Source organism: Aliamphritea hakodatensis, assembly GCF_024347195.1.
Classification (GTDB): domain Bacteria; phylum Pseudomonadota; class Gammaproteobacteria; order Pseudomonadales; family Balneatricaceae; genus Amphritea; species Amphritea hakodatensis.
This window is the reverse complement of the sequence record NZ_AP025281.1, coordinates 2367978-2380491: the sequence shown is the minus strand read 5'-3', so window position 1 is coordinate 2380491 and position 12514 is coordinate 2367978. Positions and strand designations below refer to the sequence as shown.

Sequence of the window (12514 nt, the reverse complement as noted above, 5' to 3'; positions counted from 1 at the left end):
TTCTTATCAGCAAACAGCAGTCAGCTTCCGGCCCGCTCAGCCGCCACTGCGGCAAGCATAAACTCCGTCGCGTTGCGGGCATGCTGTTCAATTTCAGCAGCATCCGGACGCGCCATCCCCATCAGCACCCCCCCTCTTAGTGACAGCAGCATACCGGTCCACAGGCGGATAACCGTTTTAGCATCCCGGAGTGCCATCCGTTCTCTGAAAAACGCTTCCAGCCTGGCGGCAGTATCATCCGGGCCAACCTCACGGAAAGTCGCAGTCATCTCCGGGGCCTTGCCCCCTTCGGCCACCAGCAGCCTGAAAGTCGCCAGATGCACCTCGGTCATATGAAAGCGCAGAAACCCCAGCGCAAAATTATGCAGCGCCTGCTCCGTGTCCGGATCCGCAAGATGGGCCATCACATCCGGCTCTGAACTTTCCCCCATGTACTGCAACGTCGCCTTAAACAATTCAGTTTTAGACGGGAAATACCGGTAAACCGTCTGCTTGGTCACCTGTGCCTGAGCGGCAATTTTGTCCATGCCCGCCTGCACAAATCCCTCAGACAGAAACACGTCCTGAGCCGCCTGCAAAATCAGCCGGCGTTTTTTCTCTTTATTCTGTTCGATTTTTCCCATTATTCCGCCTCAGATAGAAATCATACTCCATAGTATGATTTTCTTGACAAGCCTGCAATCTTAATAAATCATACCGGCAAGTATGATTTATTACAGGAGATTACAATGAACCATTCCCTCACCCAAAAATTTACCGCAGGAAACGCCCGCGCCAGTGGCATACTGATTGCCCTTGCCGGTGCTCTGCTAATGAGTTTCGACCCGATATTTATCCGTTTTTCAGGGGTAAGCGGTTTTGATACCGCCTTTCTGTTCGGCCTGTTCACAGCTGTATCCATGCCGGTATTCATCCAGTTACGGGATCAACGGGGTATAGTTAAAGCGGTTCAGGAAAGCGGCTGGCCAGTTGTGTTATCCGGCATTCTGATGCTGGGCAGCGCCTCTGCACTGGTGCTGAGCATTAAAAACACTTCTATCGCCAACACCTTTGTAATTCTCAGTGCCGCGCCGGCACTGGCGGCGGTTTTCAGCCGGATCTTCCTCGGTGAAGTTACCCGCCGCTCGACGTGGATCGCCATTGCCTCAGTCATGATCGGCATCGCAATCGTAGTATCCGGCTCATTCGAATCCGGCAACTTACTGGGGGATGTTCTGGCACTGTTTGCAGTGACATGCTTATCGCTGAACCAAACTCTGCTGCGCAAATATCAGGGGGTCAGCCGCATGGCCAGCGTCGGTCTGGGCGGCCTGTTCCTGGCAATTGTGATGTTCTTTCTGGCAACCCCTTCAACCTTCAGCACCAGCACCTGGATCATCATGGCTGTAATGGGATTATTTACTGCGCCGTTTGGCCGGGTGCTGTCACAGGTGGCTACCCGCTACATCACGGCACCGGAAGTCGGCATGATCCTGATGATTGAGGCGGTATTTGCTCCACTATGGGCATTTGGCTTCTTTGGCGAAGTACCACCCTTCACCAGCATCATCGGCGGCTCGGTCATCCTGATCACCATCCTGGTTTACGCCATGTCAGCGGCAAAAGAAGGCCGCTAAGGAGACAGACATGAACCGACAACTGAACTTCATTGGCCACATTGCCACGCCGTACAAAACGCTGGAGGCCTGCCCTAACAACATTTCGCCTGAGGGCCCTGCCTGCCAGTTAAAGTTAAAACCTGAATACCTCCGGGAGCTGAACGGCCTGAATGAAGGGCAGGAAATTCTGATTCTCTACTGGCTGCAGAACCCGGATGAATCCGTCAATCAGCCCTACCGGTTCGCCGGTACAGGAAGCTGCGATGACGCTGATTCGATGCCTGCAGGCACCTTTGCCCTGAGGACACCGCACCGGCCTAACCCTGTCGGTGCGGCAGTACTGCCCATTAAAGAGATAAACAACGGGGAAATTACGGTACGCGGGCTGGACTGCCTGAACAACACCCGCCTGCTGGACATTAAACCGGCAATCTATCTGGAAGCCGGTAAAACACCGGAGCGATAGCCCCGCAAAGCAGAAACAAAAAAGCCGAAGTATCAGTCTTCGGCTTTTTCTGTGGCGGACTCAATACAGAGTTCCAGCAGATTGGCAGCACCGGGGCGCACTACGATTCTTGGCCAGCCCAGTGGCGGGCGCTGATCCCTTTCAGCGTAGGGTGGCGTGGCAACTGCAAGGCCGGCACCGGGATACGGCGCGACGTCTAAGTCAATCTCAACCGCTTCACCACACGCCATCTCAATCACCAGCGACTTTGCATCAATGGCGATCTTGCGACCGTCTTCCAGAACAGCATATGCCTGATGTTTCTTGTTGTTTTCCATGTAACACTCAACCTGTCTATTACTCAGAGCCGGTCCGCTAATCTATCAGCTTATGCTCAATTGCGTAACGCACCAGGCCCGCAGATGTCTGAATTTTTAGCTTATTTTTAATATTCTGCCGGTGGGTTTCCGCTGTCCGGACGGAAATATCCAGCGCCCGGGCCACATCCTTGTTACTGGCACCTTCCGCCAGCAACTTCAGAACCTCCTGTTCCCGGCCAGTGAGCATTTCCGCCTCAGCGGAACCGGCAGACATCGCCGCGTCGCCCTGACCAAACAACGACTGAGACGCACCGGCACTGAAATAGGTTCCGCCACGGTGTACCGTCTGAATAGCAGTAACCAGCTCGCCAGATGACACATCCTTCAGCACATAGCCGGCTGCCCCGCACTGAATCAGCTTGAGAATATACTCGCGGTTTTCATGCATACTGAGGATCAGCACCCGCACATCCGGCTGCTCGACCCGTAATCGCTCGGTGGCTTCAAAGCCGGTCATCACCGGCATGGAAATATCCATCAGCACCACGTCAGGTTTGGTGTCGGCAATCAGTACCAGCGCCTGCTGACCGTCATTAGCCGCACCGACCACTTCCAGTGAATCTTCATTTTCCAGCCGGGCAATAATGCCTTCCTGTACCAGCGGATGATCATCCACCAGCACCACCCTGATTTTACTGTCACTCATTTCATATCCTTCCTAACAGGAGACTACAGCAGCGCGAGCCCGGCCCGCACCCGGGTACCCATTCCCGGCTTACTGCGCACGCTGAAATCACCACTGAGTATCTCGGTACGCTCCCGCATATTCATCAAGCCAATGCCGCAGTCATCGCTGCCCTGCGCCGAACAGTTAAACCCCTGCCCGTCATCTTTGACTTCAACCCAAACCATGTTGTCTTTCTGCCATACCGTCAGCCATACCTGCCGGGCGTTGGCGTGACGCTCCACATTGGTCAGCGCCTCCTGCGTGACCCGGTACAGGGTAATCTCAATATCATCGGGCAACCGCTGCACCGGTAAATCCAGGCTGACATCCACAGTAACGCCGGTACGTTCGGCAAAATCATCCGTCATACTGTGCAAGGCAGATTCCAGCCCCAGATCATCCAGCAGAATCGGCCGCAGGTCATGAGAGATCCGCCGCACTTCCTGAATCGCCTGATTCAGCACTTCGCTGCCCTTTTCCAGCTCCGAAAGTGCCCGCTGTTCCGGCTGTTCAAGCGTATCCCTTGCCAGCTCAATGCGAAACTTTACCGACACCATTAACTGATTGATGCCGTCATGCAGCTCCCGGGCAAAATTACGCCGCTGGCTGACCTGTGACTGCACATAACTGTGGGCCACTTCCCGCAGCCGGGTATCCGCCAGCTGTGAAGCATGCACATTAATGCCGACCCCCAGCAAGGCAATAATGACCACAGTACCCGCCAGAATAATCACCACCGTCACAAAGGTATTGCGAATATTCGCGGTGACCTTATCCCGGGTGGCCGCAACTTCTTTGGCGATATCATCAATATACAGGCCGGTACCCAGCATCCAGTTCACTTTTGGAATTTGCACCACGTAGCTCAATTTGTCTTCCAGCCCGCCCTTGGAGGGCTTACGCCAGACGTAGCGGTAAAAACCGCCCCCTTCTTCCGCCAGCGTCAGCAAATCCCGGATGACAAAATTTCCGTAAGTATCCCGTAAATCATACAGGTTCTGCCCCACCAGCTCAGGTTGTATCGGGTGCACCAGGCTCCGCCCCTGCATGTCATACACGAAGAAGTAACCGTCATCCCCATAGGTAAGGCTGTGAAGAATCGCCTTTACCCGCGCTTCAGAAAATTTGTCGATGGTATCGGCATCCGCCAGAATATGCGAAATCGAGGTCATCGCCAGCCCTACATAATGCTGTAGCTCCTGACGCTTGGAACGCAGCAGGTTTTCCTCAAAGGTCTGAATTTCCTGTTCCGACAACTGCTTCGCCTGGCTCAGGCTGATCACTGTTATCGCCGCCGTTACCAGCACCAGCGGGATGATGGAAAGCAGCAGGATTTTCGTTTTTAAAGACTTGATCACACGTTTCATGGAACGCCTTACAATACCCTTCTGGGCAGTTTTCCGTGACAAAACTGCATGTCATTGATGAGCTGCAGTATACCGTAAAATAAAAAAAGCCCGGTGCACTTTACGTACACCGGGCGAATGACAAACCATCAGGTCAGTCCGTAAAACTCCGGGAACAGCAGTATGGATATCACCACAGCTACCTGCATCAGGATGAACGGCATCACCCCTTTATAAATATCCACCGTCCGTATCGAAGGTGGCGATACGCCTTTCAGATAAAAGAGACTGAAACCAAACGGCGGGGTCAGGAAACTGGTTTGCAGGTTCATAGCAATCAGAATGGCAAACCATACTGGCGCAATGCCCAGCGCATCCGCCACCGGGGCCAGAATCGGCACTATGATGAAGCTGATCTCGACGAAATCGATAAAGAAGCCCAAAATCAGAATGGCAATCATCGACAGAATCAGGAAGCCCGTGGCTCCGCCTGGCAAATCAGTCAGTATTTCCTCAACAATGTAATCGCCGCCTGTATAGGTAAACGCCATTGAGAAGGCTGTCGCCCCCAACAGAATGGCAAACACCATGGCAGTCACCTTGACGGTCTCCAGTGCAGAATCGTATACCATCTTCCAGCTGAACTGCCGGTACAGAGCCGCCAGCACAATGGCACCCACACCGCCCAGCGCAGAAGACTCAGTCGGTGTGGCGATGCCTGCAAAGATCGACCCCAGTACCACCAGAATCAGCGCCAGCGGCGGCACAATCGCTTTCAGGGCTTTACGGTACTGCTCACCTTTAGTGGCAACGTCGTCATCCAGCGGCAATGCCGGCGCAACTTCCGGCTTAACCCAGGTGTAAATCAGGATATACAGCACGTATACGCCAATCAGGATCAGACCCGGCCCCACTGCGGCCTTAAACAGATCCCCTACCGGAATCCCCAGTACATCACCGAGAATAATCAGGATAATCGACGGCGGAATAATCTGCCCCAGGGTACCCGAAGCACAAATAGTACCGCAGGCCAGCGACTTGTCGTATTTGTACTTCAGCATCACCGGCAGGGAAATAAGCCCCATTGCCACCACGGACGCACCCACCACACCGGTCGAGGCCGCCAGCAGCGCGCCCACCAGCACAGTAGAAATCGCCAGACCGCCACGGACACCGCCAAACAGCTTACCCATGGATTCCAGCAGCTGCTCTGCAAGACGGGTCTTCTGCAGAACGATGCCCATGAAAATAAATAACGGAACGGCCATCAGCACCGTATTTTCCATAATGCTCTGAATACGGAACGGCATGAAGGCAAACATTTCAGGACCTTCCGCAAAGACCCCGAAAATCAGTGCCGCACCCCCAAAGGTGAATGCCACAGGGAAGCCCACTAACAGCATTAGTAGGGCGACAATAAACATGACTATACCAATCATAATAATGCTTCCTTAATGCTGCGGTGGCTGGTAATCGTCCGGCTGGCGGTTGCCCAGCAGAACGTTAAGTGATTTAAGAAACAGGCCAATGCCGCTGATCAGCATGGCAAAAAATGCAAACGGAATAACCGCCTTGATAACCCAACGGTAAGGCAGGCCACCCGGATCTCCGGAGGTCTCCCCCAGCTCCCAGGCTTCATACGCAAAGCCGATACCGTACCAGCCAACCAGCGCACAGAAAGGCACCAGCAGAATCATCGTACCGAACATATCAATCAGTGCTTTGGTTGCCGGGCTGCGGCGCTCGTAGATCAGATCAACCCGCACATGGCCGCCGGCCTTCAGGGTGTATGGCACCGCCAGAAGGAATACAGCGGAGTACAGGTGCCATTCAAGCTCCTGCATACCAATGGAAACATCGTTAAACAGATAGCGCATGACGACGTCGTAGAAGACGTTAAACAGCATGGCGACAAAGAGAATTGCAGATACCTTGCCCAACAGGTCGGAAAACCCGTTGATGATCTGCTCAAGACGGACTAACAGCATAACTGCTCCTGACTTTCTGACAGCCTGCGGACCAGGTCCGCAGGCCAGTTGAGCTGAAAATGCTTATTGCGCAGCGGCGCTGTCCAGATAGGCCTTATCAGAAATATTGGTCCAGGCGCGGGCTTTACCCATGTACTCCGCCTGAGAGTCCAGAATCTTCTTCGCCAGCGGATCAGCGGCAGCCTTCTCAGCCAGCAACTCATCATTCGCCGTACGCATCGCCGTTACCACGTCCTGCGGGAAAGATTTCACTTCAATGTTCGGGAATTCTTTCTTCATGTTTTCCCAGTTTTCTGCTGATGCATGGTAAGACTGGATATACATGTCGTAAGCCGCGGTACGCATGGCCGTTTTCAGAATCTGCTGCAGATCAGCCGGCAGACGCTCAAACTTCTTCTTGTTGATCAGGAACTGCAACTCAGTTGCAGGCTCATGCCAGCCGGTGTAGTAGTAAGGGGCGATCTTGTGGAAACCCATACGTAAATCCAGCGACGGACCTACCCACTCCAGCGCATCAATGGTGCGACGCTCCAGCGCGGTATACAGTTCGCCGGCAGGAATGTTGGTCGGTTTGGCACCCAGCTTGGCCAGAACTTCGCCGGCAAAGCCCGGAATCCGCATCTTCAGACCCTGCAGGTCTTCCAGAGAATTAATCTCTTTCTGGAACCAGCCACCCATCTGGTTACCGGTGTTACCGCCCGGGAAGGACATCAGGTTGTACTTGCCGTACACCTCATCCATCAGTTCCTGACCGCCGCCATAGTAGAACCAGCCGTACTGTTCAGGCGCCGTCATACCGAAAGGCATGGTGGTGAAATACAGGGTATTAGGCACCTTACCCTTCCAGTAATAAGATGCTGAGTGGCCCATGTCATACTGGCCGGAACGCACCATATCAAATACACCGAAAGGTGCCTTGTGCTTATTCTTGGAATCGATGGTGATCTTCAGACGGCCATCAGACATTTTCTCAGCCAGCGCCGCCATGTTCTTAGTGGCATCGCCGAAAATCGGGAAGTTAGTCGGCCAGGTTTCCGCCAGTTTAAGGCGATATACTTTATCCGCCGCCATGGCCGGGCTGGCCAGCACCGCTGCACAGGTCGCTACCAGTGCCAGCTTCTTAGCCGCTTTAATCTTCAGAGTTTTAAGGTTTAGCATTGTTATTATCATCCTCACAGCAAACCGGTATCACCGGATTGCCGCTGATCATCAAAGAACAGCTGCCCCTGCTTCTCACCGGAAACAGGCGCAACCCCCATGACTCAAGTCTGACAAAGCTCCCACAAGCTAAATATTCGCAATACTTCGCAGCCCGGCAACTGAAACTACCCACGAACAACTACGCAGCCTGCCTGCGTATTTTCCCTCCTGCATACGTAGTTTTACGTAGTACCTGTTGCAGCCCGCCCTGCCCGGTAGAAAATAATTTTCTGCTGCCGTGAACTTATTTCAAAATGCTCACTCTTATTGCTTACAATTTAATTGTGCGCAATTAAATTAATGCGATGTGAACCTGATCCACCTTATGAGCACTATTAAACAGACACCTGACACAGGTGCCTGACAGGAAGATCCAATGCAGAATACATTTATTAAACGCAGTTTTGTTGCAAGCATGATTCTGGCGGCTTCAGCCGTCGCACCGATAGCGCAGGCCGGTTCCGGCTGGTACGGCGAAATCAGCATTCTGAGTACCGATGTGGACGACACGTCACTGAACAGCAGCGGCCGCAATGTCACCGCAGAGTTTGATAAAGACACCGCCTTCAGCATCGCCGGCGGCTACAGCTATGAAGCCAACAGCCTGGGTAACGTCCGCATTGAAGCGGAATATCTGACTACCGATAACGATACCGACAGCGTTAACTTCAACGGCAACAACTTCCCTGCCAATGGTCAGGCGGTCGGCGGCAGCCTTGAGACCCGGGCACTGTTTCTTAACGTCACCCAGGAATTCAACACACCCTCAGAAACCTTTACTCCCTATCTGGGGATCGGTGTCGGATATGCCGATGTGGACAGCAGCATCAGCTATGGCCCGGTGGCTAATATCGATGACAATGACAGCGCCTTCGCCTACCAGATTCAGGCAGGTCTGGACGTGAAGTTCACCGAACAGCTGACCGGTTTTGCAGAGTATCGCTATGTTGCGATCGATGACATCGACCTGGACCGTTTCGGCGGTGGCCCGGGGGGCATCCAGACCACCCGCCAGAGCGGCGACCTGGACTTTGACGCCTTCAGTCTGGGCCTGCGTTACAACTTCTGATCAGACTTTTAAGCAATTCAGCGAACGTCCCCAAAGCGGTCTGGCTCGAAGGCTTTACGCCGAAAAGCCAGCACCGCTTTTTTTCGGGATAAAGAAGATCAGGCCAATGCCAGCGTCAGGCTGGCCGCCACACACCAGAGCACCGTCCATAACGGCGACAGACGCCAGATCACCAGCATCAGAAAACCGACAATGCCGATCGCCAGATCCGCCGGTTCAGTGACCGCGCTGACAAAAATAGGATCAAACAGCGCAGCCCCCAGTAAGCCCACAACTACCGCATTCACACCGGCAATCCCTCGGGCTGCAGAAGCCCCCTGGGACACCTTCTTCCAGAGCGGCAAACAGCCTGCCAGCAACAGAAAACCCGGCAGGAAAATACTCAGTACCGCCAGCAAGGCACCACCGATGCCACCCATGCCGTCGGGCAGCACACTTCCCAGATAGGCCGCAAATGAAAACATCGGGCCAGGCAAAGCCTGCGCCGCACCATAGCCAGCCAGAAAATCTTCAGAGCTGACCCAGCCCGGCGCAACCACCGCATCCTCCAGCATCGGCAGCACCACATGCCCGCCACCAAAGACCAGCGCACCTGCCTGATAGAAGCCCTGCATAGCCGCGATAATCCCTTCACCGCTGCTCAGCAACGGCAAACCGATAAACAACAGGGCAAACGCTGCCAGACAGGCAACTCCCAGACCGCTGCCATATGGCACCTGCAGCGCTGCGGCCGGTTCAGGTTTAACCTCCCGGCACAGCATAATCCCTGCAAGCGCGCCCAGCATTACCAGCAACAGCTGCACCCAGGCAGTGCCAACAATCAGTACCACTGCCGCCGCCAGCAGCGCCATCCCCGCCCGGGTTTTGTCCGGACACAGCTGGCGGGACATTCCCAGCACACCTTGCGCCACGACCGCCAGGGCAACAATCTTCAGCCCGTGAATCACAGCCGCCCCCGCCTCACCGGAAAAATACGGCAGACAGAAGGCAAATAACATCATCAGCACCACCGAAGGTGCCGTAAAGGCCAGAAAAGCAGCGAAAGCACCACGCCAGCCGGCCCGCATTAACCCCAGGCTGAAGCCCATCTGGCTGCTCGCCGGCCCGGGCAAAAACTGGCAGATCGCCAGCAACTGCGCAAACTGGCTATCCGACAGCCAGCGCTGCTTCTCAACCAGCTCGGTTCGAAAATAGCCGATATGCGCCACCGGGCCACCGAAAGACGTAAAACCCAGCTTCAGAAACGTCAGAAATACCTGCCAGGCCGAACCGGAAGACGTGTCCGCCGGTTCTGTTCCTGACACTGAATGAGGAGATTGCATACTGAAAACCTGTAAAACCAAAACTCTGGAGAGCGCCTGAAAATTCAGACAACAATTAAAACAACACCGATAAGCAAAAGCGCCAATCTTACACGGCAAAGATGACAGAAACATGTCGTTGCCTGCCGTATGCCGAAGCTGTTCACTGCACCCAAAAACCGTGCCGGCGGCAATCATACCCCTGAAAATGTGAAAAAAATGTCCGTTCAGCGACTAACAATTTCCCGCACAACCGCAACGTCCAGCCGCTTAGCCAGCCGCACCAGATTCGCCCGGTCAGTTTTCAGCTCCCGGGCGGCCGCCGCCCAGTTACCGTCATTCATCTGCAGGGAATTGACAATCAGTTGTTTCTGAAAAGCTTCTGTCGCGGCTTTCAGCCCGGCAGCGGTATCCGGCACCCTGACCGTCACATCATCACAGACAGAATCATCTTCAGGCAGTTCTGCAGCAGGCTCTGGGGTTACCGGCATCAGCAGCCCGAGATGTTCCGCCCGCACCTGTACAATGCGGCCGGCGCGACCTGCCCGGGCTGTCAGTGCGGCCCGGCTAATGACATGTTCCAGCTCCCGGACATTCCCCGGCCAGTCATAAGCGTCCAGCACCTGCACTGCATCTTCCGCCAGCACCAGCTGACGCATCCCCAGCTTACGCCGGGTTGCCTCACAGAAATAACCGCCCAGCAGGGCAACATCCCCCTGCCGGTCACGTAATGGTGGTACTTTCACCGGATACACATTCAGCCGGTGATATAAATCCGCCCGGAAGCGCTGCCCCGCCACCTCTTCTTCCAATACCCGGTTGGTGGCTGCCAGCACCCGCACATCCACATGGGCAACACTGTCCTGGCCCACCGGCTGAATCTCCTGACTCTGCAAGGCCCGCAGAAGCTTGCTTTGCGCTGCCAGCGGTAACTCACCGATTTCATCCAGAAACAGGGTGCCGCCGTCAGCCAGACTGAATTTACCGACCCGGTTTCTGTCTGCACCGGTAAAAGCCCCTTTGACGTGACCAAACAGTTCACTTTCAACCAGATTTTCCGGAATGGCGGCGCAGTTCACATACACCAGCGGCCCCTGACTTCTCGAAGAGCGGCTGTGCAGGGTCCGGGCGACCAGCTCCTTACCCACCCCGGTCTCACCTTCAATGAGGATGGCATAATCCGAAGGGGCCACCAGTGAGATCTCCCGCTGCAGCTTTTGCATAACCGGGCTGTCGCCAATCAGCTCGCCGCCGTCTTTATTCAGCGCTTCCAAAGTCAGTTCCGTGACCACGCTCTCAACATGCTGGGAATGATGTTCCAGCCGCTCAAGCAGCACCGCCGTCTTCAGGGTGGCAGCAGACATCGCAGCGATGAGTTCCAGCGAGCGGCCAGGAATATCATCAAAAGCACCCGGCAGCATGCTGTCCATTGTCAGTATGCCAATGATCCTGTCATCCGCTAAAAGCGGCAGCCCCATGCAGGCATGAATCGGCAGATCACCGTCATGCTCCGGCAGCATGCCGTCATAAGGGTCGGGCAGATCACAATCTGCAGAAAATCTCACCGGCACTGTGGAGCTGTAAACAGTGTCCAGCCGGGGATGCTCTGCCAGCACAAAACGCCGCCCCAGAATCTCCCGGTGCAGGCCCTTCTGCGCCAGCGGTTTTAACACACCGCCCTGCAGCCGGAGCAACACCACGGCGTCGCACTGAATATGGCTGCGCACCGTATTAAGCAACCGCTCAAAACGGTCACTGGCGGTAACGCTGTTCGCCATATCAACGGCCAGTTGTAACAGTGCACTGTGCGATAGCGGACTCATAAATACCCTCTGTTTGTCCATCTGAAATACCGCCGTCCGGATCTTTTATCCCGGGCAGTTTTAATGCTTACAGCAAGTATATACAGACCTGAAGCAAATACACACAAAAAGGTCATTTTGACACATAAATAACAGAGTTAAAATGACACTAATAAATTACACATAGGATTAACTTAAATACATAACCATTTGTTTTTATGTAATTTTAGTTTTGTGGCACGAATTCTGTAATAACAAGAACATAAAGCACCGGCACAGGTGTAAAACAGTCTATGCAATGTAAGCCGGGGTTTCTGACACGGCTGAAAAGGGAAGTAACTATCATGTCAAAGCACACCACAAAACCCATTGAAGCCCCCGCCTCTGCCACACAGACAACAGCTTTTCCGGGCCTGGAATTACGGCGCGCCAAAACGCTGATCACCGCCGGCAACAGTTTGCTTTTCTGTTCGGTCTTCATGCTGTTAACCACCGTTTTCATTGCCTACATTATCCCTGAAAAAGTGACATTACAGATCCAGGTTCTCAGCCACATCGGCATGCTGATTTTCGCTACCGGCCTGAAGTTTGGTTACATCCTGAGGCTGACCGGCCAGCACCGGATCCGCAAAATTCATATGCGCTCAGAAGCCACCGCAAACCAGCGTCAAAAAGAAAACCAATACGGCCTGTGCAACGCATAACGCACCAGCAGAGC

The 12514-nt window shown here is 54.2% G+C and carries 13 protein-coding genes; 4 read left to right on the top strand and 9 right to left on the bottom strand.

Annotated features, from left to right (window positions below; all coding sequences use genetic code 11):
* Positions 1 to 20: 20 nt before the first annotated feature.
* Positions 21 to 623 (bottom strand): TetR/AcrR family transcriptional regulator, encoded by a 603-nt coding sequence (locus PCI15_RS10925; protein ID WP_271274369.1) that lies wholly within the window; start codon positions 621 to 623, stop codon positions 21 to 23.
* Positions 624 to 728: 105 nt separating this feature from the next.
* Between PCI15_RS10925 and PCI15_RS10920 the strand changes: the two genes are divergently transcribed.
* Together PCI15_RS10920 and PCI15_RS10915 are read left to right on the top strand one after the other, a co-directional pair.
* Positions 729 to 1616, top strand: a complete 888-nt coding sequence (locus PCI15_RS10920) for a DMT family transporter (RefSeq protein ID WP_271274368.1) — start codon at positions 729 to 731, stop codon at positions 1614 to 1616.
* Between the two features lie 10 nt (positions 1617 to 1626).
* Entirely contained in the window at positions 1627 to 2064 is a 438-nt protein-coding gene (locus PCI15_RS10915; protein WP_271274367.1) for a TrmO family methyltransferase domain-containing protein, read from the top strand.
* Between the two features lie 32 nt (positions 2065 to 2096).
* Here the strand turns inward: PCI15_RS10915 and PCI15_RS10910 are convergent, their stop codons facing one another.
* From PCI15_RS10910 to PCI15_RS10885, 6 genes are all read right to left on the bottom strand, one after another.
* Positions 2097 to 2381 (bottom strand): hypothetical protein, encoded by a 285-nt coding sequence (locus PCI15_RS10910; RefSeq protein ID WP_271274366.1) that lies wholly within the window; start codon positions 2379 to 2381, stop codon positions 2097 to 2099.
* Positions 2382 to 2418: 37 nt separating this feature from the next.
* Positions 2419 to 3069, bottom strand: coding sequence for a response regulator transcription factor (locus PCI15_RS10905; RefSeq protein WP_271274365.1), 651 nt, complete (start codon positions 3067 to 3069; stop codon positions 2419 to 2421).
* Between the two features lie 23 nt (positions 3070 to 3092).
* The gene (locus PCI15_RS10900) at positions 3093 to 4457 is read right to left on the bottom strand and encodes a cache domain-containing protein (protein WP_271274364.1); all 1365 of its coding nucleotides are present in this window, start codon (positions 4455 to 4457) and stop codon (positions 3093 to 3095) included.
* 128 nt (positions 4458 to 4585) lie between these two features.
* Complete coding sequence (locus tag PCI15_RS10895) at positions 4586 to 5875, bottom strand: TRAP transporter large permease (RefSeq protein WP_271274363.1); 1290 nt, start codon at positions 5873 to 5875, stop codon at positions 4586 to 4588.
* A 12-nt stretch (positions 5876 to 5887) separates the two neighbouring features.
* Positions 5888 to 6424 carry a TRAP transporter small permease subunit gene (locus PCI15_RS10890; RefSeq protein ID WP_271274362.1) on the bottom strand — a complete coding sequence of 179 codons (537 nt, stop codon included), beginning with the start codon at positions 6422 to 6424 and terminating at the stop codon, positions 5888 to 5890.
* 63 nt (positions 6425 to 6487) lie between these two features.
* A complete protein-coding gene (locus PCI15_RS10885; RefSeq protein ID WP_271274361.1) occupies positions 6488 to 7582 on the bottom strand; it encodes a TRAP transporter substrate-binding protein in 1095 nt (364 codons plus the stop codon).
* A 418-nt stretch (positions 7583 to 8000) separates the two neighbouring features.
* Here PCI15_RS10885 and PCI15_RS10880 point away from each other — a divergent pair, with 418 nt between their 5' ends.
* The gene (locus PCI15_RS10880) at positions 8001 to 8693 is read left to right on the top strand and encodes an outer membrane protein (protein ID WP_271274360.1); all 693 of its coding nucleotides are present in this window, start codon (positions 8001 to 8003) and stop codon (positions 8691 to 8693) included.
* Positions 8694 to 8791: 98 nt separating this feature from the next.
* On the opposite strand, the gene chrA is transcribed toward PCI15_RS10880, so the two are convergent.
* A complete protein-coding gene (chrA, locus tag PCI15_RS10875) occupies positions 8792 to 10015 on the bottom strand; it encodes a chromate efflux transporter (protein WP_271274359.1) in 1224 nt (407 codons plus the stop codon).
* 206 nt (positions 10016 to 10221) lie between these two features.
* Positions 10222 to 11817, bottom strand: coding sequence for a nitric oxide reductase transcriptional regulator NorR (norR, locus tag PCI15_RS10870; protein WP_271274358.1), 1596 nt, complete (start codon positions 11815 to 11817; stop codon positions 10222 to 10224).
* Positions 11818 to 12140: 323 nt separating this feature from the next.
* Between norR and PCI15_RS10865 the strand changes: the two genes are divergently transcribed.
* Positions 12141 to 12500, top strand: coding sequence for a hypothetical protein (locus PCI15_RS10865; protein WP_271274357.1), 360 nt, complete (start codon positions 12141 to 12143; stop codon positions 12498 to 12500).
* Positions 12501 to 12514 lie beyond the last annotated feature (14 nt).

What these genes read in the sequence shown, in the direction of transcription:
- PCI15_RS10925 (WP_271274369.1), bottom strand. Translation starts at nt 623, where the DNA reads ATGGGAAAAATCGAACAGAATAAAGAGAAAAAACGCCGGCTGATTTTG.
- PCI15_RS10920 (WP_271274368.1), top strand. Translation starts at nt 729, where the DNA reads ATGAACCATTCCCTCACCCAAAAATTTACCGCAGGAAACGCCCGCGCC.
- PCI15_RS10915 (WP_271274367.1), top strand. Translation starts at nt 1,627, where the DNA reads ATGAACCGACAACTGAACTTCATTGGCCACATTGCCACGCCGTACAAA.
- PCI15_RS10910 (WP_271274366.1), bottom strand. Translation starts at nt 2,381, where the DNA reads ATGGAAAACAACAAGAAACATCAGGCATATGCTGTTCTGGAAGACGGT.
- PCI15_RS10905 (WP_271274365.1), bottom strand. Translation starts at nt 3,069, where the DNA reads ATGAGTGACAGTAAAATCAGGGTGGTGCTGGTGGATGATCATCCGCTG.
- PCI15_RS10900 (WP_271274364.1), bottom strand. Translation starts at nt 4,457, where the DNA reads ATGAAACGTGTGATCAAGTCTTTAAAAACGAAAATCCTGCTGCTTTCC.
- PCI15_RS10895 (WP_271274363.1), bottom strand. Translation starts at nt 5,875, where the DNA reads ATGATTGGTATAGTCATGTTTATTGTCGCCCTACTAATGCTGTTAGTG.
- PCI15_RS10890 (WP_271274362.1), bottom strand. Translation starts at nt 6,424, where the DNA reads ATGCTGTTAGTCCGTCTTGAGCAGATCATCAACGGGTTTTCCGACCTG.
- PCI15_RS10885 (WP_271274361.1), bottom strand. Translation starts at nt 7,582, where the DNA reads ATGCTAAACCTTAAAACTCTGAAGATTAAAGCGGCTAAGAAGCTGGCA.
- PCI15_RS10880 (WP_271274360.1), top strand. Translation starts at nt 8,001, where the DNA reads ATGCAGAATACATTTATTAAACGCAGTTTTGTTGCAAGCATGATTCTG.
- chrA (WP_271274359.1), bottom strand. Translation starts at nt 10,015, where the DNA reads ATGCAATCTCCTCATTCAGTGTCAGGAACAGAACCGGCGGACACGTCT.
- norR (WP_271274358.1), bottom strand. Translation starts at nt 11,817, where the DNA reads ATGAGTCCGCTATCGCACAGTGCACTGTTACAACTGGCCGTTGATATG.
- PCI15_RS10865 (WP_271274357.1), top strand. Translation starts at nt 12,141, where the DNA reads ATGTCAAAGCACACCACAAAACCCATTGAAGCCCCCGCCTCTGCCACA.